Origin of the sequence: Niabella drilacis, assembly GCF_900101395.1 — a bacterium.
GTDB lineage: Bacteria > Bacteroidota > Bacteroidia > Chitinophagales > Chitinophagaceae > Niabella > Niabella drilacis.
Map to the genome: position 1 here is coordinate 150,936 of NZ_FMZO01000011.1, position 22,756 is coordinate 173,691.

Sequence of the window (22,756 nt, forward strand, 5' to 3'; positions counted from 1 at the left end):
ATAAAATTACACGCTATGTTTTTGAGCAAACCTGTTGTGAGTGCATCTTTGTGTATTTTGACTTTGCTTGCCTGCTGCCGACCAAAACACGATGTTGTTCCCCCAAAATCAACGGGTGTCAGCCCGGAATTACTGGCAGATTCCCTTTTCTTATACGCAAAACAGGTCTACTACTGGAACAATACCCTGCCGGATATCTCGGGCTTTAATCCCAGGAGACTGGTCTCCGCAGATACCATAACCGGTCTTAATGATGAAATGTTCGCCATCAGCAGATTTGCGACCAATCCTGCAACGGGATTTTCCTATGAGCAAAAGATCGGCTATAACAGCAGCGGCAATCCCGAAAATGATAATACCGAAGCGAAGTTCTCCTATATTTTAAAGACAAGCGATGTCTATGGCGGCGGTGGCATAAGTGCTGCGCCCCACAACCCATCAATGGGAGACAATCTTAAAATGACACTGGACGGGAAAGACAACAGTCTTGGTTTTGTTATGGGTTTTATACCGGTTGATGAGGCCGGCACATTACAGGACCCCATGCCTTATGTCAATAAAGACAGCCTGGTTGGCCTGGTACGCTATGTAACCAAGGGGTCACCCGCCTACAATGCCGGGCTGAAAAGAGGCGACATTATCTCAAAGATCAATGGCAACAGCTGGAGATTTGAAACCGATCAATCAAGAATCAATAACGCATTAGATGCGTCCAGCATTACGGTTACCGTATACAAGCCCGGCACAAAAACCAGCAGGGATGTACCGGTGCAAAAAGCGCTTTATACGATGAATCCCGTGTTTAATGATACGGTACTGGATGTTGAGGGAAAGAAAATAGGTTATGTGGCATTCCAGTCCTTTACGGACCTGGGTAATGCACAAGCGGCACTGGATGAAGCATTCAGCAAATTTGGCAACATCACCGATATGGTTGTGGACCTCAGGTACAATGGCGGCGGCTATGTAAAAACAGCGGGGTACTTAGGCAACCTCTTAGCCCCCGCCAGTGCTAGCGGCCAGGTATTTTTTGCCGAATATTACAACCAAACCATGCAAAACAAGCAGGCAACCCTGTTGAAGAATCAACAGGCATACGACGGCAACAACCGCCCGCTGGGATATAACTATTTTGATGTTAACTTTTCTGTTGCCTCCAATACAACTTTACTAAGCAAAGCGGGACCTTTTAATAATAACAATGCGGTAAAAAACCTCTATTTTATCGTAAGCAGTTCCACCGCATCTGCCAGCGAACTATTGATCAACGGTCTGATTCCTTATTTTAACAGTGTTTATCTTATTGGCGCGGTGTTTAGCGACAATGGGAAAAAGACCTATGGAAAACCGGTTGGCTTTTTTGAGATACGCCTTGGAAATTACAGTGTTTATATGGCTAATTTTGAAACAAAGAATAAAAACCAGATCAATGGCACGCAAACCGGAAGCTATTATAGCGGGCTCAGCACGGATCTGCAGGTGCTGGATGATCTTCGTTATGACTTTGGAAATCCAAACGAGGCCTGTTTTAAATGGGCTATCCGGAAAATTACGGGTAACAATAATTATACCCCCACGCCTGCCTTACTGATGTCAAGGGCCGCCGGGATCAGTAGTGCAGCTTCCCTATCTGAAACACCCCGCCCCGTCGGGCACGGCGTTGGAAACCTAACCAGGATCAGCGATATGGTTGTTACTGTAGATCAAAAGAGCACGCTGCACTGATGCTCTTTTCCATTGCCGGTAACGCTCAGCGATATGTGCCCGGCAGTTATTTCTTTAAAGACGGGCCCGGTAAAAGTTTTTTCTCTTTCGGCCCGCTCCGTACCGGTTGCAGGCAGCTCCGGGTATTCAATATTCCATATCAGGTACCCATACCTGTAAAAACAGGCCGGCATCCTTTCCTGCAAAAGAGCATTCAGTTATAGAGGGAATACGCGTTCTAAAGACTTCTATTTTTTAGCGTCTTTAATAGCAGCCGGGTTGGCCTTCGTGTTGGGCTTAGGCCCCTGGTCGATCTTCGGATCTTTTGTGTTCCGGTCCTTCAGCACATCCTTTGCCGCTGGTTCTTGCGCTTCTTTCTTTTGTTTTTTCCGGCTGAACCAGCATTTCTTCTTTTTTTGCTCCGGTTTCTTCGATTGCTGAGGCGCGGTCTGTTGTTTTGCGGCAGGCAGGAAGGCCCCGCCATTCAGCCCGGCATCCGCAGACAATGTTATAACCGAAAATAACGACGCGGATAATAATAGCTTCCAGTTCATGGTACAGTTCTTTTATAAGTATTGACGGGGAACAGCTGCTTTTGATTGTATCTAATCTGTTAAATCTGCAGACACTGCCAGCCAGGCCATCATTCCCATTCCCAATTCGATAGCATTCTCATCGATATTAAAAGTAGGCGTATGCACGCCGGCGGTAATCCCCCGTTCCTCGTTCATTACGCCCAGGCGGTAAAAGCAGCCGGGTATCAGCTGGGTATAATAGCCAAAATCTTCGGCGCCCATCCGGATCTCGGTCTCCCCCACCTGCCCGTCGCCGGCATAGGCTTTTGCCAGAACGGCCGCCTGTTGGCTGAGCGCTTCATTATTATATACGCTGGGGTACCCCACATCAATATGCAGGTCAAGGCTGCCTCCCATCCCGTTTACAAGACCATTGGAAATGTTGCGGATGATCTCATGCGCCTCAAACCGCCATTGCTCGTTCATAGCGCGGAACGTTCCCTTCAACTGCACTTCATCCGGGATCACATTCGTAGTGGTGCCCCCGTTGAATGCCGTGATCGACAAAACAGTAGGATTTTGGGGGTTGTTGCGGCGGCTGATCACCTGCTGCAGCGCCACCACCAGGTGTGATGCAATGAGGATGGGATCAATACAAAGGTTGGGCGCTGCTGCATGCCCGCCCTTGCCCTTTATGGTAAAATAAAGCTCGTCTGCGCTGGCCATCACTTTACCCCCGCGAAAGCTGAGCTTTCCGACCTCCAATCCCGGATGTACATGCAGCCCCAGTATCGCTGCAGGCGCGGGATTTTCCAGTACACCTTCTTTTATCAGCAGGCTGGCGCCACCCGGGTTCTTTTCCTCGCCCGGCTGAAAGATCAGCTTGATGGTTCCTTCCCAGCTTTCCTTCAGCTCATTCAGGATCCGGGCAGCACCTAACAGGCAGGCGGTATGTACATCATGCCCGCAGGCGTGCATCACCTTTTCATTCACGGACTTATAAGGCACATCATTCAATTCCTGTATAGGTAATGCATCCATATCTGCCCGTAAGGCAATTACCCGTTTTCCGGGGTTCCTGCCCTTTAATAATCCTACCACCCCGGTTGTTGCTTTAACTTCAAAGGGAATACCCTGTGCAGTCAATTGCGACTGCACATATGCGGAAGTCTCAAATTCCTGGTAACTCAGCTCGGGATGGGCATGCAAATAGCGGCGTACAGCTATTATTTCCGGCGCATACTGCTTCGCCAGTGCTTGTATTTTGTCCTTCATACGACAAAAATAACTGATAATCTGCTCATTGGAAAATAACTGCGGAAAGGTGTATGATTATTCCTCCTCTTCAGAAGCACCCGGGTTTACTTCCACAATATCGTTCATAATAAATACCCCGCTGGGAAAAAAGGCAGCCAGCTTTTTCTGATAAGCCTGGGCATCCTGCCGGGATGTAAAATTGCCGGCTTTTACCTTAAAGTAAGGCGACTGATGCCACATATAGGGCTTAAGCTCGGGGAAGTTAGAATAGATCTTGGTGCGCGCAGCGATGGCATCCGATTTATTATTGGTACTGATGATCAGCAACCGGTAGCCTGGCGCCGTTCTTCTTTTAGCAGAATTACGGGTAGAAAGATTGTTGACTTCTGCCTGCTTTTTAAGCAGCAGGTCAATCCGGGGATCTTTATATACAGCTACGCCACCGGACTGCGCCATTAACCGGGAACACAAAAAGACCAGGGAAAAGAGAAAAACGTATTTCATATCTTCTAAATATCCATTATTAACTGCCATTCTATGCCGGAACTACTATTATACAGATAGATTGTCCGGCTTCGCAATAAGTTGCAACAAAAATAATGCTACAAATGGATAACTTTATCCGGCCGGGGCCGGCAGCATTATTTTTTCCGAAATAACAATGAAGAATATGAACGGATCTGTTGAATATATCGGCTATTTAGCGATGACCTTACTGGTTATTTCCTTTATCCCCAAACAATTGAAGGTGATCCGTGTGATCAATTTCACCGGCTGCATCTTTTTTGTGGTTTACGGGGCAATGCTGGGATGGAAATGGCCGATCATTATTTCCAACGGGCTCATTGCTGTGATCCAGCTTTACCACCTTTTTGTTAAAAAAGCAGCTGTGGTCGAAGATAAAAGGGCTTGATTGTGATTTGCTTGCATTATTTTATGAATCTTTGCAGCCCATGATCCCGACTGTCGCCATTGTTATCTTAAACTGGAACGGTAAAAAATACCTGGAACAGTTCCTGCCCGGCGTTGTGCAAACCCGGTATGATCATTTGCAGGTAGTAGTAGCCGATAACGGATCCACCGACGAATCCGTCAGCTACCTGGAGCGTCATTTTCCACAGGTACGGATCATCCGGTTTGAAGAGAATCATGGTTTTGCAAAGGGCTATAATCTTGCCCTGGAACAGGTTTCAGCCGATTACTATTTATTATTGAATTCCGACGTTCAGGTTACGGACGGGTTCCTGACCCCTCTTTTGAATATGCTGGAAGCGGAACCGTCACTGGCGGCCTGTCAGCCCAAGATCCTGTCGTACAACCATCCTGCCTATTTTGAATATGCCGGTGCCGCTGGCGGCTGGCTGGATCATTTCTGTTATCCTTTTGCCAGGGGCAGGGTCTTCGATTTTACGGAAACAGACGAAGGGCAGTACAACACGGCCGGCCCCGTGTTCTGGGCCAGCGGGGCTGCCCTGTTCATCCGGTCGGCCGTGTTTCATGAGGCCGGCGGGTTTGATCCTTATTTTTTTGCACACCAGGAAGAGATCGATCTGTGCTGGCGCATCCAGCTTCTGGGGTACACGATCAGCTCCTGCCCTGCTTCAGTAGTATACCACGTGGGTGGTGGTACACTGCCAAAGGGAAACTCATTAAAGACCTATCTTAATTTCCGCAACAACCATATCATGATGTATAAAAACATGTACGGCTGGCGGCGGATATACGTAATTCTATTGCGGGCGATCCTGGATGGGGTGTCTGCTTTTAAAAGCCTGCTGGGCGGAGACGGAGGTTATTTTATAGCCGTAGCCAGTGCGCACCTTTCTTTTGTAAAATGGATGCTGGTTGATCAGAAAAAAAGTGTCTTTCCCAAAAACAAAAAAAGGCCCTTGCGGGGGTTCCTGAAAAAGAACATCGCCTGGGAGCATTTTGTAAAAGGCAAAAAAAAGTTCTCGGAAATTGTTGACAAAGAAGTGACAAATTAATGAATAGATCCTTATTTTTGCCACACAATATTATTGATACAGAATGGAACATAATTTTGACGCTGAGCAAATAAAAGAACAGGAGTACCAGGAAGAGTTAAAACAGAGCCAGAAAAAGGATTTCAAATTCAGCTGGGTGTCCAGTTCCCGTTTTTTATTCTATCTTGTTTATGCATGCCTTTTTTTATTTACGTGGGGAGGCTGCTACCGTTTATATACAAAGCGTTTTGAAAAGCCGGCCGTTCATGTTCAGGAAAGCACTTTGTACACACCAAAGTATAAATAAAAAAAAAGTTGCCGATTTTTTTTGTAGTTAAAAAAAATCCCTTATCTTCGCAACCCCTTAAGTAACAAGCCAATACTTAAGAAAAAACAAAAAAAGTTCTTATAAATGCGGAAGTAGCTCATTTGGTAGAGCACGACCTTGCCAAGGTCGGGGTGGCCGGTTCGAGCCCGGTCTTCCGCTCATTAAAAAGGTCCTCTCAATAGAGAGGATTTTTTTTGGGGCTTCGGTTCTTCGATGCACTCAGAACCCACCCCTAATAGTTCTTAAACGCATTGCCCTGGTGGTGGAATTGGTAGACACGCAGGACTTAAAATCCTGTGGGCAGCAATGTCCGTGCGGGTTCAAGTCCCGCCCGGGGCACATGAAGGCCTTGTAATCGATTGGTTTACAAGGCCTTTTTATTGGCGCGTGTCGTTTTTGTGTCAGTTTTTTACGCTTTTACGCTCATTCTTTGACACTCTAAAGACACACAAAAATGAGTAACATGACACATGAGCGAAAGAACGCCCAAAAATGTAAAAATTCTCCGCTAACCCCCACTCCGCCTGCTTTTCAGCAAAAAAATCACTCAACATTTGACACTTTTGCCCGGCGGCACAGAATAGATACAAAAAAATAGGTTTACAAAAAAGGCCAAACCCAACGTCGAGCCGTGTAGCTAAATAAGCATCCTGGATCGTGAAAACGCAGGGCCTGAATTGGATCTGCTACCGCATCAGACCACCGGCAGGTGGTCGCTGCCATCGCTACACTTAAGACCAGGCGGTAGATGCCCTATACCTATGCAACAGGCTGCCTCGCTCCCCTTCCCCCTCAAATCATCGGATAATCTATTCTTTTAAAACTAAAGTCCATCATTCTTTATAGATCATCTCCTATTTTTATCTCTTGTTTTGTAGCGGCATTGTTTAGCCATTAAATCAACCGCAATTGATCTGGGCCCATGCATGCCGAAGCAAACTAAATGAACTTTAAAATCATATTGAACAACAGATTTGTCCGGAACCTGTTCCATAAACGCCGTAAAGCAGTCAATGATTCCCTGCACAACGGTTCACAAACAAGAAACTGAATAAAGGATATCTCTTCCAACCAATAAAAATAGTTCGCCCCAGAGAACAAATAAAAAAGATACAGATGAAACCATTTTTCAACTATTTATTTATCCTCGCTATCTGCCTGAAGACCGCTGCTACAGCGGCTCAAGCCCCCAATATCGTCTTTATCCTGGCGGATGACTTGGGCTATGGCGATATAAGGGCCAATAACGAAAATGGAAAAATCAACACTCCGAATATCGACCGGATTGCAAGGGCCGGCATTCGGTTTACGGATGCGCATACCAGCTCCTCGGTTTGCACCCCATCAAGATATGGCATTTTAACGGGCCGGTATAACTGGCGCTCTTCATTGAAGCAGGGAGTACTGGGTACCTATGGCCGCCCATTGATTACCGACAACCGCAGCACCCTGGCAACCATGCTAAAAAAACAAGGATACCAGACTGCCTGCATTGGTAAATGGCACTTGGGATTTAACTGGAAAACAACCGATGGCAAACCGCCCGTAGATGCGCCCGGCAAAAACAATCTGGACTATACAGCCCGTATTAGCGGCGGCCCGGTTGACCTGGGATTTGATTATTATTTTGGAGTGGACGCGCCCAATTATCCGCCCTATGCGTTTATTGAAAACGACCGGCTGGTTGGCCATCCCGATCGCTTCCTAACATTTGAAAAGCCCCTGGACAGCCGGCCTGGAGCAGGTTTAAGCAACTGGAACCAGGAGGAAATCATGCCCCGCTTGCAGCAAAAAACGGAGGAGTACATCCTCCAGGCATCAAAAAACAGGCAGCCCTTTTTCCTATACCTCCCCTTAACGGGTCCGCATACCCCGGTTTTACCATCCGCGGCATTCAAAGGCAAATCGGGACTAAATATCTATGCCGATTTTGTGATGCAGGCCGATGCTTATGTAGGAACCGTTTTACGCAGCCTGCAAAAAGCCGGTATAGCCGACAACACCATCCTGGTGTTTGCCAGCGATAATGGCTGTTCGCCCGGTGCCAATTTTGAGGAATTAGAAGCAAAGGGGCATTTCCCCAGCTATATTCTCAGGGGAGCCAAGGCCGATATCTACGAGGGCGGCCACCGGGTACCCTGCCTTATCCAATGGCCTCGCCGCATCAAGGGCGACAGGGAAGTAAAACAACCCATTTCATTGGTCGACTTCTTTGCCAGTTTCGCACATATTACGGGATACCCCATAAAGGATCATGAAGCAGAAGACAGCTATAACCTGTACCCCCTGCTCGCCAATCCCGGCTTTAGCGGCAGCATCCGGAGCGATGTAGTCATGCACTCCATCGACGGCAGTTTCTCCATCCGAAAAAACAACTGGAAGCTGGAGCTCTGTCCCGGGTCGGGAGGCTGGAGCGCTCCTCGTTCCAATGCCAATACAGAGGGACTGCCCCCGGTACAACTCTACAATCTCTCCAATGATATTGAAGAAAAAAACAACGTACAGGCGCAACATCCCCGGGTGGTAAAAAAGCTTACCGATTTATTAATCGGCTACATCGAAAAAGGCAGAAGTACTCCCGGAAAACCACAAAAAAACAATGGAACGTTTATACCCAAACGCGTATTTTTTCTTCCAGGAATGGAGAAAAGCGAATAAACAACGAAGCCAACCGAATACCGCATCCAACGGTAGCCATAAACCGGCTTCATTGGCCACCGCCTTCATCAGGGAGCTGTTTTATGTACCCGGCAGCGGCATAGGGAACATCGGTCTTGCGTCGCACCCTTCGGCTCCATCTATATAGCAGCTATTGGAACAAGGAACATCTTTAACCAACGATACTTATCTTCAGCAATAACATTTTTTCTATGCGCACAAAAAACAGCAGATCGATTACACTAATTTTCATTTGGCTATGCACCATGACGACGGTATATGCCCAGCAAAACAGTAACAAACCCGAACGGGTTTCATGGTTTCAAGACCTGGGCTTCGGAATGTTTATTCATTGGGGGGTTGATGTATCCCTGGGTACGGTCATCAGTCATTCACTGGCAGGTGCATCAACCGAATATGCAACAAAATATTTCACCGAGTTGCCGCAATATTTTAATCCTCAAAAATTCAATCCTGAGGAATGGGCCAAACTGGCCAGGTTGGCCGGCATGAAGTATATGGTATTTACCGCCAAGCATCATTCAGGCTTCTGTATGTGGCCTACAAAAACCACGGCCTTCAACATCAGCAATACCCCTTATAAAAAAGACCTTCTCAAGGAACTCATCAACGCCTTCAGAAAGGAGGGCATTGCCATTGGGATTTATTTTTCACCGGAGGATTTTCACTACCTCCATGAAACCAAGGTCCCCATCGGTCGCCTGCAACACCCGCTCCATTACCCGGTAAACAATGCCGGGCTTATGGACCTGGACAAAAAGCAGCTAAAAGAACTATTGACCCAGTATGGCCCCATTGACATCTTGTTTATCGACGGGCCCGGAGAAGGATTAAGAACCTATGCCTGGCAGCTGGATCCCAACCTGGTCATTACCCGCGATGCCATGAACACCCCCGAGCAAACCACGCCCAACAAGCCCCTTCCCCGCCCCTGGGAAGCCTGCTATACCATGGGCACCGACTGGGGCTTTAAACCCACCAACGACGTCTTCAAATCCGGAACCGATATTATTAATATGTTAATTGAGATTCGAGCCAAAGGCGGTAACTTTTTATTGAATATTGGTCCCAAACCCAATGGTGAAATACAGTTGGACGAAGAAAACCGGCTCAGGGAAGTGGTCCTTTGGAACTTCGCCAACGCGGAGTCCATCTACAACGTAAAACCGTTGCCCCAAATCCGCGATGGCAATATCTGGTACACCCAATCAAATGATGAAAAATATATTTATGCCTATGTGCTCAGGCAAAACAGCGACGATTGGTCCTATGGCAGCCGTAAGCCCATCCTCCTGCCTTCCATTGAAGGAACCCATAACACAACGGTATCCATCCTGGGCTACGGGTCGGAGCTGGTTGAATACAGGACAAATGCCGACACAAAAATTTATACGACGTCCACCCCTACCGGCTTATTGGTGAGTGCGGTCAATGGTCAGCGCTTCTATACCAACAATCGCTGGCCCAATGCAGTCGTATTAAAAATAGAAGATGCCCGCTTTAAAAACCCAAAGGAAGTACAGGAACGCAAACCTAGTATTGACGGGGCGCAATAGGCTCGTTCCCGCAGTAATGGCCGGCCATAACGACAACCATGAAAGAATCGGATATCTTAGCGCCGCAGCATAAAACTTTTTAACAAACGATATGAAATGTTCTTAGATCCTTGCCCTACCCAAAACAATGATCATTCAGGCATTCCAATCGGGCCAATAAAACGTTCACCGCAGGTGAATTAAACTGATCATACAACAGTTTGTTGTTTTTATAAATCGCCATTACATCGCCCTGGTAATTGATACCGGCTACCCAGTCTTTCACCGCAGCGTTTGCATCAACACGGTATTTTATGCTGTACCGGCCTTGGTCCGGCAGGTTGTAAAAATGATATTGGTACACCGGGCCCGGCTGTGACGGGTTAAAATACCTAGAGCCAGCATAAGCATGCAATACAGAATCGCTGAACCGCTTTGCAGCATTATCATCATGAAAACTTATTCTCCCAGTAGCAGGGGCAGCCGGCGCAATTTTATACACACGAAAGGGAAACTTTTGGCCTTTGTCTTGGTATGGTCTATATCCTCAATAGCCAGATGGAGCTGAAATTCGTGATGTTCTCCGGCGCCGCAGTATTCAGTTATGTAGCAAACGATCTCATTGTAAAAAAAAGAGAAAATTGTCATAGAGCCAGTTTACAGGTAGCTACACATTATCCCTGCCACCGACCATCCGGTATCCACGAATGGAGAACCGTTTGGCACGATTGTGTTAGCATGGGACAAAACCGCCGAGTACGCGTTACTGTATCACTATACCACCCCAACGGATCATTCAGCAATATTGGATTATTATTAGCATAAACAAAAGGAGAAAACCTAAAAGAAGCGTCTGCCATCGGATCCACCAGCCAAAATCGGCCAAGCTGCGGGTCTAATCCCCGGTATGCGGTTTCATACATGTTTAGACCTAGGGCACACTCTTGCTTACCAATAGAAAACTCAGAAATTCTTACAGGGCGCTCTCGTTGCTGTCCCGGCGGGCTGGCAATTCTCAGAACTTCAGAAAATCTTCTGAAACCAGGTTCGATATTAGCCTCATACGCGTTATAGCGCCGAGGCATTCAGCTTGGTTTTGTATGTTTCAAATTGAAAAGAAACGCATTTATTATGAATTTTAGAAAGGGTACCATTATTCCAATCGCTTTATAACCGATGACCCCGGTTAATTGGCATAAATACGCTAGTGTTTTTCTCCTCAATCTTTGATACCCGGGCTTTCGGTTGCTGAGTTTATAGATACAATAACCCATAATTACTTCCTGGCTGTGATGAAAAATAAATGCAAATTTGTATCCTTATAATGATAGTGAGTAAAAGCGTTAAGAAATGGCACGGAACCCCGCTAAATTCAAAAACGCAACACTTATTTGACACACAACCCATATAAGAAATTAATTTTCAACAGCACTTCAAGTCCCGCCCGGGGCACTGATAATCAATCAGATAAAGAGGTTCACGAAAGTGAGCCCCTTTTGTTTTTGAGACATTTGCAAACAATTTGCGCACAAAATCTTTGGGAGGTATAAATGAACCGGGTTATTCGCCTTCCAAAACCGTTGAATAACCATCGTTTTAACTACTTTCCATGTTGGGCCAGAACACCAATAAGATGCTCTTTCCTGCGCCGCGATACGATAATGCTGGTACCATTATTCAACCACAGTACACCCTCTTTATCCAGCCGCTCAATTGCGCTGATATTTACCAGGTGGCTTTTGTGAGCCCGCACAAAACCGTGGTCGCAGAGAATGTCTTCAAATTCTTTGAGGGTCCTGGATATCAGCAGCGTTTTTTTCTCTTTAAAATAGAAATGCGTATAGTTATTAACCCCCTCACATCGTACTATTTCAGAAGGACTGCAAAAATAAAACCCTTCCTGTGTACTGAGTGCCAGCTTAAAGGAGGACACAGATCTTTCTTTCAGGTTGGTGACGAGATTGTGCACCAGCTTTTTCGGGATACCACCATGCAAGTTCCTGCGTACGATATGCCGGTTAATTGCGTTTTGTAATTCATTGATGTCAATAGGCTTCAGCAGGTAATCAAGAGCGCTGAAACGGATCGCTTTAATGGCATATTTATCATAGGCGGTCGTAAAGATCACATCAAAATTCCCGGTATCGGCCTGGTTCAGTAGATCAAATCCATTCATGGAGGGCATTTCCACATCCAGCAGTAGCAGCGTGGGCTGAAATACAGCCATTTGCTCCAATGCCTCTTCAGGGGAAGTACAGGTCAGCACTTCTTTATCTACCAGTATATGCCGGTTGATCAATACCTGCAGCATATTGGCTGCTGCCGGCTCATCATCCACAATCAGTATTCTCATTATTGAAGGTGTTTAAAAAGGAACGATGTCGATCACCACTTTGGTGCCTGCTGCGCTCCCCTGATCATCATAAAGGTCCTCTATTTTTATCGAAGCTTCCTTCACCAGCCCCTCGCGCAGTATGGATACCCGTTGCTCTGTGATCAGGGTGCCTTTCGAATCGAAATGTCCGGTGCCTATTTTCGCTGCTTTTATTGCTGCTGACCTTTCCCGGCCGATACCGTTATCGGTTATAGTACAGCGTACACGATCATCAACCTCCTCAAAATGCACGAACAATTGCTTCTCCCCCTTTTTATTTGACAATCCGTGCCAGATGGCATTTTCAACAAATGGCTGTACCAACAATGTAGGGAAAAGGATCATTTCCGTGTCCATTTTTTCATCGACCGTGATGCTGTAATGAAAGTTATGCTTTAAGCGTAATGATTCCAGCGATATATATAGCCGGCACAACTCAACTTCCTGCTGAAGGGGAATGAAATTTTTATCTGCCATATTAAGCACCATACGCAACAACCGGGAAAACTCAGCCAGGTACTGCGAAGACCGGGAATAGTCTTTCGTTATGATCAGCTCCTGGATCGCGTTGAGGCAATTAAAAATAAAATGGGGTTTCATCTGTGCCCGCAATGCTTTTGTTTCCAGCTCGTTTTTTATTCGTTCCAGCTTGCGCTGCTGCAGGGCCCGGCGGTAATAATAGAAAACGCCAAAGAGTGCAATCAATACGACTACTCCCAGGACATAAAATAACCGTAACCGCCCCGCAGCAAGTAATTGCAGCTGCTGGATCCGGTTGTTTTTTTGAAGCAAGGCTATGCGCTGATTCTTTTTATCCGCCTGGTACTTGGCATCCATTTCCGAGGTTTGCCGGGCAAAATGCTGCGTCTGCAAAGAGTCGTAAAATTGCCGCGACAAGGTGCTATAGTCCAGGGCGGCTTTATAGTTGCCCTGGTTTTCGTTTAACAGGGACAGGTTTTGATAAATGACCGACTGTTGTTCGGTGTTTTGCAACTTTTTCGCTAATGCCAGCGCGGCCTGCAATGTATCGGCTGCAGGAGCCCATTGTTTCTGCGCAATATAATAGTTCCCCAAAGCCAGCTCCGTTGCCAATATATACCGCTCTTCACGAATGGACTGCCCCCATACGATGCCCGATGCGGTTTGTAAATAGCCTTCAGCTTTCCGGGCCTGACCTTGCCCTGCGAGGAGTTTAGCGTATTCCAAATAAGGGGCCGGATTGGGCGTCGTGCTAAAATGATCATTTTTGAAATTATCGATCCCCAATTTATAATATTTCATAGCCGAATCTATTTGGTTCAGCTTTTCATAACATGCGGCTTTCCCGGTATAAATGGAGGGATAGAATGCCTTTCTCTTTTCTGGCAAGAGACTGTCTAACTCCATAAAGTAGCTCAGTGCTTTGGTGTAGGTTTTTTGCTTCACCAGCAGGTAGGCGATATCATGCAACGCCATTATATGTAAGTATTGAAGCCTGTGCATTTTTTTTGCGGCAGTGTCGGAGGCCGTTTTTTTTATAGATAGTACACCGTCTAAAACGATGTTATAGTACTTCCACGCAGAATCCAATTTCTCTGTTTCTTCATACATCCCTGCAAGGGCATGATCTACTACAAGCAATGAAATGCTATCGGCCGGTTTTATTGCCTCCAGTACCTGTATCTGCCGTTTGAGGAAACCAATAGTCGAGTCATAGTTCCGTTCAGCCAGATAATAGTAAGTAGCGGTGATCGCAAGCCCGTCAGACAGGGTAGGCATATTCTCAGAAAGCTGGGCATACTTTACGCAAAGATCTGCGTATTTTTTAGCGCTGTCGTTATTGATATACTGCTTATGCAAATAGTAGAATGCTTCCAGGCGGTAAAACTTCGATAGCATAGAGTCATTTTTGCCGGTCATTGCCAGGCTGGTTCCCCGCCTGACCAAAGGGAGAAAATGTTCTTTGTACTCCTGGCGGAGGTGTAGTTTTTCTGCCTTTTGATACAGGCTGTCCATTTGCGGGGATGTCGTTGTTTTTGCAGGTGCATTCCGGATCGATTGTTGCCCGCAGGAATTGCAAAACAGAAGTACAGCCGGAACAGCACCAATGATGGCATTTTTTAGTAGCGTACTTATTTTGGATAGTTTTTTCATGCGTATTGGCTTCAGAATACAAAAATATACATATAAATAGTCAATATACTACCGCTGCCTCATTTCATTTTACCGTTGCCTCATTATAAGGCGCTCCCCATCACCCAGGTATACCGCTGCCTCATTAGCACATCTAATGTTGGGCTGCCGCTGTTAGTTTTACTTTAAAACAGGCCAATGAATACCTCAATTGCCAGGCTATTTGTGATTGCGACGTTGTTATTATGTGCATCCTGCACTAAAAACAATACCCCGAAGCAGCCCGAAGTACATTACGAAAACGAGCGCATTAAGACACTAACATTGGATGTTTCGCAAAAGATGGTTGCTGATTACTCTTATGACGAGGAAAAAAGACTAAAACGTATTGATTACAACTACCCAGACGGCGGCCCACAATCTTCCCTGCGCCTGGAATATGCCCCTCAATCTATATCGGCCAAATTTTACAAAGGCGCCGCTCCGGATCCCCTAAAGGAAAGCTATCTTTTTACATTACTGAATGGCAAGGTGGCAACCACCACCGTAAACAAGGCCAATGGTAGCCGTATGGATTTTTATTATGAGTACGATAATAAAGACCGGATAAGTGAGATAGGCGTTCGTAACATAAGTGCTAACGGCTCCCTATCCATGAGTGCAGACATTTATTTGAGCTATACCGCCGAAACACAAACGCTGAGATACTACGGAAAGCTGGGCGCAACAGCTACCGATTCAATTATAGAAACAAGAACGCATTATGCTGATGCCGAATTTTTTAGCCTGGCCAATATTGGCTTTAACTATTTTGGAACGGTGAGCACCGGCCTGGACTATAAGATAGCCGGTATGTATGACCTGAGCATTCCTTTTCCATTCTTCAAGCCGCTTGTACTGGTGGAGCCCGGCCATCCCAGCCTTACACCCGCGCCATTTCCATTGCAAAAGATGGCTAGAGAAGGGAAAGCGAGAGATATGGACAACGCTCAAGGCAATGGATGGATGCAGGTAAGCCAGAGCAGCGAATTTCCCTTTGCTGCTTCTTACAGGTATGATGATAAAAACAGGCTTATTCAGGCTTTATCCTATGCCTTTACCTGGTACTAAAAACTTATACAACCATGCACTATACAAAACAGTTACAAACCGCCCTTTTGCTCTGCATCTTATTTTGGAGTTCCTGTAAAAAAGAGGATGCCCATACGCCGGACCCCGCTTACCTGCGCGTGAAAACGGTTACAGACAAAACCGGCAATGTTTTGCAATATACTTACGATGGGCAAAACAGATTGGTGAAAGCAGAAGGCGTAGGCATGTTTTACAAAGAAGAAATGAAATACGAACCCGGCAAAGCCACCTGGACATTGACCAATGTTGATGGCAGTTTTACGGCAGATTATATGTTGAACACAGACGGTTTGGCAATATCAAAACCACAAGACGGCGGCAATACACTATACTACGAATATGATAACCGGCAGCGTTTGATACGCACTTATGACGGCGGGCTTGTGCCATCGGAAACTAAACATTATTACAACGCTGCAACGGGGCTAAAAGACAGTATGCGTACTACAAAGGGAGGCCTATGGCAATTCAGCACCTGGTTCATGTATTATGAAGATAAAACCAACACCACCGGTGATGATAATTTTGGCAGAACTTATTACGGGAGGCAATTTCCAAAACCTATTAAATCTATTGTTTTACGCCGCCCTGATGGCAACCAGGTAAAGGTAAGCGTTACCAATTATACTTATACCTACGATGCGCAAAACCGCATTGCGAGCCGAACTTTTACCGGCAACGGACAGTCGGGCACGGAAACATATACTTATTATTAAAACAGAAATGATGATGACAAAAAAACTTTGCAGCATATTATTCCTTTGTTTGTTTTTTGCTTCTTGCAAAAAAGATGGCGGCAATGCAGCCTCCAAAGCCGATCGTATTGCCGGTATCAAATCTTCGGTATTTCATCATATCTATCAATACGATGGTCAAAACCGCCTGACAGGAATTGATTATGGCATTTCTTCTAAAATGAAAGCGGAATACAGCCCTTCCGGTATTGTGCTGCAATGGTACGACGGGGCAAACAACCCTACTGCCTATCGAATAGAAATGAATGTGGTAGATGGAAGGGTAACAGATGCGATAGAGACCAACGACAATTTCAGCATACAGCACGATTATAATTACGACAGCGAGGGAAGAATGCAACAGGCACAGGCAACAAAAAGAAACGCTCAAAACAACCAAACAGTAAACAAAGGGGAATCTAAATTTACGTGGAACGGCAGCCTGCTGAGCAAAGTAGTGCTGCAAGTGTGGGATGCCAACGGCGCAAAAACCGACTCCATTATTTGGGATATAAGCTACTACGAAAACAAAAAATATTTTACCTGGGAGGATATGGGTTTTTCTTTTTTTGGCAAAGCGCCCATTGGTGGCTTCCCCAATGGATTTGGATTTCGGCTACCGCTTCTTTTTTTATCAGAAGGTATGATTCCTTCTGCCGCAGCCATGAAAAGCGGTACCCGAAAAAGTTATTACAGGCATAACGGGCAGTGGCAGTTGACTAACGGTAATTCGGAGTATCCCGAAACGCTATACGGATACGATGCACAAGGCAGATTAAACAAGTGGGGCGATATTGAAATAAACTGGAAATAAAAATTCAGAGAGATGAAAAAAATAATTTATTGTATACTATCGCTGTTGTTATTTATCAGCTCTTGCAAGAAGAATGGAGAAAACACATCCCGTAACGGCCGCAAAAAAATTGCGTCTGTAAAAACCGACAAGGTCAATACGTTTATATACGACGACGAAAGGAGGCTGGTACGCGTTAATTACGGGGCAACCGATTACAGGAAAATAGCATACAGCCCCACTGGTTTTACGATACAATTATTCGATGCAGGCAATAACCCTGTTGCGGAAACGCTTGGCGCTTTTAATATGGTGGATGGCAAGGTAGTGTCGGGACAGGAAGCGTACGACAATAACCGGGAGCTTAGCCATACTTACCAATACGATGCCCAGGGAAGGCTCACGCAGCATACCACGCTGCGGTTAGAAAAAATTACGCATAAAAAACTGGAAACCAAGAAATACTATTATTCCTATGAAGGTAATAACCCCTCAAGGATTATAGAACTAAGCTTTAATGGCGAAAATGTGCGCCGGGACTCAGCTGTAACCCAATATACCTACTACGAAGACAAAAAATTTTACACCTGGGCTGATATCGGGTTTGATTATTTTGGCACTGTTCCTGCCGCCATTGATGAGTCGCCGCTAAGAAATTTCCCGGCTTATAACGTTCTATCCACCCTCCCATTCAACAATGCGCCAAAATCAAGCACCAGTAAGCGATACAGGTGGGACAATGCACAACAAAAATGGAACTACCAGAGTGGTTCTTCAGGAACAGTCCCTGAGGACCTGTACCAAAATGACGCCGATGGATACCTGGTAAAGTATAGCAGTGCGGATATTGTCTGGCAATAAAGTTTTAAACAGATAGAGCGTATACCCCGATTGGAATAACAGCCCCTCGGCGTTCATCGTCTTTTTAAAATGAAAAGAGAATAAAAAAAACAATCTGATAGTTCTCACTATTCCTAACAATTAAAATCTACAATAATGAAAAAAATACTCTCCTTTAGTTTGTGCTTTATCTGCGCTGCTACCATAGCCAATGCGCAGGCGAAGCAAAACAATAAGCCTTCCGAACGAAAAGAAAATACCAATATATACAAGAGCAATATTCCGCTCAACACATCCACTATAATCGGAGTCTTCACTATTCCCAAATCGGTGGGTTCGCTTGGCAGCACTACTGACTTTATGAGCTACGTAAAATCAAGAGCTATGCTCATTAGCTATAAAATGGAGAACGGGCAGCTAACCGATAGAAAAGAAATACCTATCGCAAACATCACAGTGGATAATACAACCCGTGCTAATTTGCCCAATTACACGTTCACTTACCAGATCAAAGCAATTGTCCCCTATAATCAACCCATTGATGTAGCGTTTTATACTGTGGACTGGAGCCTGTCGTCCGGAAAATGTCTTTTTTTGAGTAAAACAGACCAAAACGAATACGCCACATTTTCCGCCAGCAATAAAACCCACACCGGCTTCGATTTTTCAGGAAGCGCTTCCCTCCATCCGCACTAACGAAAACACGCGTATCAGACACCTTATGGCAAATTAAAGCAACAAAAATGAAACCATATCTCCCGTGTATCATCGTCCTGTTCCTGATTATCGCCTCCTGCAAAAAAAGCGGTGGCGATCATCCCGGGAACAATAAAAAAATAGTTTCAATGATTGTGAATAGCCGAAACATCGTTTTCAGCTACGATGCACAGGGCCGGCTACAGCGCATTGATAACGGCGTGGATGCTTCCACCCGGTTTGAGCATAGTGCCGCGGGCATTGTTATACAGCAATACGATGCAGCCGGTAATCTTCTGCCCACCGGGCGCTGGCAGCTGAATATAGTGAATGGCAGGGTGAGCACAGCAAAAGAAATCGTTGATGGCAATGGTCTTATCAGAAATCACACTTACGAGTACGACGGCCAGGGAAGGCTTACAAGGCATATTGCCCGGGAACTGTATGAACCCACCGGCCAGGAAGCACGCACCGTACAATATGTATATGCTTATGGCGGAAACAATGCCGGTCATGTAACCTATCTGCACAAAAATGCCGGCGATACCCATGCAAGCGATTCCATTTCCATAGACCTTACTTACTACGAGGGTAAAAAATTGTACACCTACGCTGATATCGGCTTCAATTATTTTGGCACAGTACCCGTAGGCATGCAGCACCAGGGGCATGGTGTACCCTCGCCCATTAACCGGATTATTTATACATTTTATTTCCCTGCCAATAACCCCCTGCGCTCTATAAAGGAAACAGCTTATCGATGGAATGCTGTGCAAAACAAATGGCAGCTCGACTATTCGCAGAACCCCGTCATATCCGAAAGCGAATATGAGTACGATGCGCAGGGCTACCTTACAAAATGTGCCATCGCAAGCGAAATTAAATGGCAATAAAAAATACAACAGATGAAAAAGTTAATTCCAATCATAACAGCAATGGGCGTTGCCTGCCTGTTTACCCAATGCAAGAAAAAAAATACGCCTGTACCATCGGCCCCCATTGAGCACAAGATAGAATACGGCCACTATATCATTCGCTCCAAATATATGTGCAGCGATGGTAAGGCATTTGTTTTAGGGTCCTTCTCCAACCGCGAAACACTGGGCTGGACAAGGTTTACGCCGGAGGAAGTGAAATTTATCAAAGAAGACGGACAACCTGCAAACAATACTTATGTATGGTATATTGGCAAAACGGTGTATACCGGAAACAGTGTGGAGACAACTCCCAATCCTGCGGGAGGCACGGGGTTTATTAACAGCATCCGATATTACAGCATATTCCAGGATGACCTGGCCAACAATACGCGTTGGTATTTAAGTGTACCGGAAAATGAGCCCAACGAAATAGATCATGCAGGTTTTGGTACCGGCCCCTCCTGGAATGTGCGCCTGCAAAACTTTGCTAAAGAAGACCTTCCCAGCCAGCGAATAACCATTGCTAATTTTTCCGTTTCCGATAGCAGCAGCCGGTTTTTACACTATGCAGGCAGCCGGTGGTGGTATCTTTCCCTGCCTACCGATGATAAAAAAGTCTGTGACGAATTCAATAACGCAGTGATATGGCGACATAGCTGGCTTTGTCCTAATACAACAGTTATTGGTGATGGATGGAATGCAGCATGGAAAGGAGAAAGCTGCGGCATCAGCGAATTGATTCTGGAAAAAGTGGATTAACGAAAACCAGGCACATGACGAATGCAAAACGTATTGCCGTGATCGGCGCCGGCATCAGCGGGCTGGTAACCGCGAGCGCCCTGCAGCAGCGGGGGTATGCGATAACGGTATTTGAAAAAGACAAAACAATCGGCGGATCATGGGCACGCAGTATTTTCTATGTAGGTGAAGTGGCCCAAACCATCCGGCAAGATTACACATTCTATAACAGCGGCCTTCCTCCCCTTTCCGGCGAATGGCCGGATGGCGAAGAAATGCAACAATACCTGCAGGCCTATGCATCAAAAAGCAGAATGTACCAATACATCTCTTTTTGTACAACAGTGCAGAAAATTCATTTTGATAAAAACGGATGGAGTATTGCCGCCTGGGACAGTGATGATAACAGGCATATAGAGCAAAAATTTGACGCGGTTGTGGTTTGTACCGGGTTTGAAGCCGATAGTTATCACTATACCAACGGCGCTATTCGGTTTAAGGGGAACCATTTAAATACAATGCTCAACAACAAAGACCGCTGGTGTTTATATCGTCATATCGGTGTTGCCGGTTCTGAAAGCATTGGTTTTGTAGGCATGAATGGCGGCCTTTATTTTACGCTTACCGCCACTATAGCCGCACATTGGATGGCAGCTTATCTGAGCGGAGATATACAAACACCCGTAGACAGTCCTTCCGCCAGCCGCTTCAGGCGATATAGTAAAAAGAAAGAACTTTCGCAGCTTACACATTACCTGAACCTCCTTTTAAAAGATATGGGCAGCAAACCGCCGGCCGGCAGCAACCTGCTGCTGCGCTTAATGGGCCAACCATTTCATCCGGAAGCATACATAGACGCACTCAACAGGGTGCCGCTCCTGCATGATCGATCCTCATATAATATGAGTCATGCCGGAAAGCCGTTGAAAACAATACCATACAGATCCGGGAACCAATAAAACTGACGTCAAAAACGAAGGCAGATATAAGAGCGCTTCTCGTACTGCTGATCTGCCTGATCAACGCCACCACACTGATTTTATGGAAAGTCTTTTCCCAAGTGCAGGCGGGCAACAAAACGATGATATATACTATTTCCGGTGTAATTGCTTTTCCCGTATTAATGGCGCTGCTGAAACAAAACAGGACTCAGCAATTCAGCCCGGGTATTAATAACCCTTACAGGAACGAGCTTGTTAAAAAGCGACTGGTATCTCCGCTGTTTGGAACAGGCAGCAACCGCGCTCCCCTGTCATATCTGCCTGCGTAGTAAATAAAGTAACACTACCGTTGCACCTGCATCGGATAAGGTTCCCGAAAGGCTTCACAGGGCCAGCGAAACCACCTATATGAAAACAAAGTCAATCCGCTGCAAGAGCTGGCAACAAAGCTCCGTATCCACTGCTTTCTATAACAACGGCCAGGGCAAAAACCCCGGCCGCTGAGATCAGATACGTATTAAAAATCTTACTCCTTCTCCACCTTGATCACCTTTGAATAGCTCACAGTACCATTTATATCTTTTTGTGCGATACGGATATAGGCCGGCTTCTCTCCTGCAGCTATTTCTTCCGTCATTTTTTTAGAACAGGCCGCAATAGTGAGCACCGCGGCAACCGCCAGCAGCCACCGGCTGCTTCTGCCGCGCACTGCCGGCAGCAGCAGCAAAGCTGCCAATCCCATACCTGCAACTGCAAGAGCACCCGCACCGGTGCTGAACTCATAATCCAGCGGTGTGGTTGAAGTACCACCTTTTGCTTTGCTGAGCACTGTGCCCAGGGCCTTCCAGTTCTTACCATCCATGGATCCTTCAACCGTGTATTCTTTACAGTTCTCTTCGGTAAGTGTATTCCATATCACATACAGCACACCATCCTTCCAGTAAGCCTGTATGGGACCAAATACGGCCGGCAACACCCGGTCCGGAGTAATCAGTAAATACAGGGTGGCACTGGCGGTGGCTCCGCCGGCATCGGTTACCGTATACGGCACATTTAACGGACCGGTATAGCTGGCAACTGTGGGCGTATAAGTATAAGATCCGTTACTGGTTACCGTAAGCGATCCCACAACAGTACCATCCGGACTTTTAACATCAACCGTAGCTGTTCCGCCGGACAGGGCCGTGCCTCCGATGCCGGTGATCGTTGTTGCATTGCCTTCCGGGTCCACATCATTGGCCTTTAAACCGGTGGCGGCAGTACGAACGATGGAAGCTCCCTGAACGGCGGTAGCATAGTCATCGCTGGCCGAAGTACTGTTGGCTGTTCCGGGAGCATTCACCGTTACTACCTGGTAGGAGCTGGTACATTTAGGCGTGGGAACAGACAGATCACATACCTGGTAGGGAATGGTGTCTTTACCCACAAAACCAGGATCGGGTGTATAGGTAATATTACCCAGTGCATCTTTGGTTACCGTACCATGGGCCGGCTGCGT

The 22,756-nt window shown here is 46.2% G+C and carries 21 protein-coding genes and 2 tRNA genes; 15 read left to right on the forward strand and 8 right to left on the reverse strand.

Annotated features, from left to right (window positions below):
* Positions 1-15: 15 nt before the first annotated feature.
* Positions 16-1,725: a S41 family peptidase gene (locus BLS44_RS18340; RefSeq protein ID WP_176954469.1), complete on the forward strand. Its 1,710-nt coding sequence runs from the start codon at positions 16-18 to the stop codon at positions 1,723-1,725.
* Here BLS44_RS18340 and BLS44_RS18345 read toward each other — a convergent pair.
* The 4 genes from BLS44_RS18345 to BLS44_RS18360 are packed head-to-tail and all read right to left on the reverse strand — an operon-like array spanning position 1,704 to position 3,980.
* Entirely contained in the window at positions 1,704-1,910 is a 207-nt protein-coding gene (locus tag BLS44_RS18345) for a hypothetical protein (protein ID WP_143019837.1), read from the reverse strand. The two genes, BLS44_RS18340 and BLS44_RS18345, sit on opposite strands and share 22 nt — an antisense overlap.
* 42 nt (positions 1,911-1,952) lie before the next feature.
* Entirely contained in the window at positions 1,953-2,258 is a 306-nt protein-coding gene (locus BLS44_RS18350) for a hypothetical protein (RefSeq protein ID WP_143019838.1), read from the reverse strand.
* A gap of 51 nt (positions 2,259-2,309) precedes the next feature.
* Complete coding sequence (locus BLS44_RS18355) at positions 2,310-3,494, reverse strand: M20 metallopeptidase family protein (protein ID WP_090391687.1); 1,185 nt, start codon at positions 3,492-3,494, stop codon at positions 2,310-2,312.
* A gap of 57 nt (positions 3,495-3,551) precedes the next feature.
* On the reverse strand, positions 3,552-3,980 hold the full coding sequence (locus BLS44_RS18360) for an SPOR domain-containing protein (protein ID WP_090391719.1): 429 nt from the start codon (positions 3,978-3,980) through the stop codon (positions 3,552-3,554).
* A gap of 166 nt (positions 3,981-4,146) precedes the next feature.
* On the opposite strand from BLS44_RS18360, the gene BLS44_RS18365 reads away from it, so the two are divergent.
* From BLS44_RS18365 to BLS44_RS18395, 6 genes are all read left to right on the forward strand, one after another.
* On the forward strand, positions 4,147-4,389 hold the full coding sequence (locus tag BLS44_RS18365; protein WP_090391720.1) for a uroporphyrinogen decarboxylase: 243 nt from the start codon (positions 4,147-4,149) through the stop codon (positions 4,387-4,389).
* Positions 4,390-4,429: 40 nt separating this feature from the next.
* Positions 4,430-5,461, forward strand: coding sequence for a glycosyltransferase family 2 protein (locus BLS44_RS18370; protein WP_245729265.1), 1,032 nt, complete (start codon positions 4,430-4,432; stop codon positions 5,459-5,461).
* A 393-nt stretch (positions 5,462-5,854) separates the two neighbouring features.
* Positions 5,855-5,927 (forward strand) — tRNA-Gly (locus tag BLS44_RS18380).
* Between the two features lie 94 nt (positions 5,928-6,021).
* Positions 6,022-6,107, forward strand: a tRNA-Leu gene (locus BLS44_RS18385).
* Between the two features lie 777 nt (positions 6,108-6,884).
* A complete protein-coding gene (locus tag BLS44_RS18390) occupies positions 6,885-8,426 on the forward strand; it encodes a sulfatase family protein (RefSeq protein WP_090391690.1) in 1,542 nt (513 codons plus the stop codon).
* A gap of 266 nt (positions 8,427-8,692) precedes the next feature.
* The gene (locus BLS44_RS18395; RefSeq protein ID WP_218127779.1) at positions 8,693-10,003 is read left to right on the forward strand and encodes an alpha-L-fucosidase; all 1,311 of its coding nucleotides are present in this window, start codon (positions 8,693-8,695) and stop codon (positions 10,001-10,003) included.
* 653 nt (positions 10,004-10,656) lie between these two features.
* On the opposite strand, the gene BLS44_RS27205 is transcribed toward BLS44_RS18395, so the two are convergent.
* The 3 genes from BLS44_RS27205 to BLS44_RS18420 all read right to left on the reverse strand — a co-directional run bounded on the left by BLS44_RS27205 (position 10,657) and on the right by BLS44_RS18420 (position 14,489).
* Complete coding sequence (locus tag BLS44_RS27205) at positions 10,657-11,067, reverse strand: RHS repeat-associated core domain-containing protein (protein WP_090391693.1); 411 nt, start codon at positions 11,065-11,067, stop codon at positions 10,657-10,659.
* Between the two features lie 515 nt (positions 11,068-11,582).
* Positions 11,583-12,335 carry a LytR/AlgR family response regulator transcription factor gene (locus BLS44_RS18415; RefSeq protein WP_090391695.1) on the reverse strand — a complete coding sequence of 251 codons (753 nt, stop codon included), beginning with the start codon at positions 12,333-12,335 and terminating at the stop codon, positions 11,583-11,585.
* A gap of 12 nt (positions 12,336-12,347) precedes the next feature.
* Positions 12,348-14,489, reverse strand: a complete 2,142-nt coding sequence (locus BLS44_RS18420) for a tetratricopeptide repeat-containing sensor histidine kinase (protein WP_090391696.1) — start codon at positions 14,487-14,489, stop codon at positions 12,348-12,350.
* A 177-nt stretch (positions 14,490-14,666) separates the two neighbouring features.
* Between BLS44_RS18420 and BLS44_RS18425 the strand changes: the two genes are divergently transcribed.
* The 8 genes from BLS44_RS18425 (at position 14,667) to BLS44_RS18465 (ending at position 21,276) form a co-directional block, all read left to right on the forward strand.
* Positions 14,667-15,578 (forward strand): hypothetical protein, encoded by a 912-nt coding sequence (locus tag BLS44_RS18425; RefSeq protein WP_090391697.1) that lies wholly within the window; start codon positions 14,667-14,669, stop codon positions 15,576-15,578.
* A 14-nt stretch (positions 15,579-15,592) separates the two neighbouring features.
* Positions 15,593-16,315 (forward strand): hypothetical protein, encoded by a 723-nt coding sequence (locus BLS44_RS18430; protein ID WP_090391698.1) that lies wholly within the window; start codon positions 15,593-15,595, stop codon positions 16,313-16,315.
* Positions 16,316-16,325: 10 nt separating this feature from the next.
* Positions 16,326-17,147, forward strand: a complete 822-nt coding sequence (locus tag BLS44_RS18435; protein ID WP_143019840.1) for a hypothetical protein — start codon at positions 16,326-16,328, stop codon at positions 17,145-17,147.
* Positions 17,148-17,159: 12 nt separating this feature from the next.
* A complete protein-coding gene (locus BLS44_RS18440; RefSeq protein WP_143019841.1) occupies positions 17,160-17,987 on the forward strand; it encodes a hypothetical protein in 828 nt (275 codons plus the stop codon).
* A gap of 135 nt (positions 17,988-18,122) precedes the next feature.
* Positions 18,123-18,662 (forward strand): hypothetical protein, encoded by a 540-nt coding sequence (locus BLS44_RS26300; protein WP_143019842.1) that lies wholly within the window; start codon positions 18,123-18,125, stop codon positions 18,660-18,662.
* A gap of 47 nt (positions 18,663-18,709) precedes the next feature.
* The gene (locus tag BLS44_RS18455; protein WP_090391703.1) at positions 18,710-19,555 is read left to right on the forward strand and encodes a hypothetical protein; all 846 of its coding nucleotides are present in this window, start codon (positions 18,710-18,712) and stop codon (positions 19,553-19,555) included.
* Between the two features lie 12 nt (positions 19,556-19,567).
* A complete protein-coding gene (locus BLS44_RS18460; protein ID WP_090391704.1) occupies positions 19,568-20,338 on the forward strand; it encodes a hypothetical protein in 771 nt (256 codons plus the stop codon).
* A gap of 14 nt (positions 20,339-20,352) precedes the next feature.
* Complete coding sequence (locus BLS44_RS18465) at positions 20,353-21,276, forward strand: FAD-dependent oxidoreductase (RefSeq protein ID WP_176954470.1); 924 nt, start codon at positions 20,353-20,355, stop codon at positions 21,274-21,276.
* A 508-nt stretch (positions 21,277-21,784) separates the two neighbouring features.
* Here the strand turns inward: BLS44_RS18465 and BLS44_RS26635 are convergent.
* On the reverse strand, positions 21,785-22,756 hold a 972-nt coding region (locus BLS44_RS26635), incomplete at its 5' end, for an Ig-like domain-containing protein (protein ID WP_245729267.1).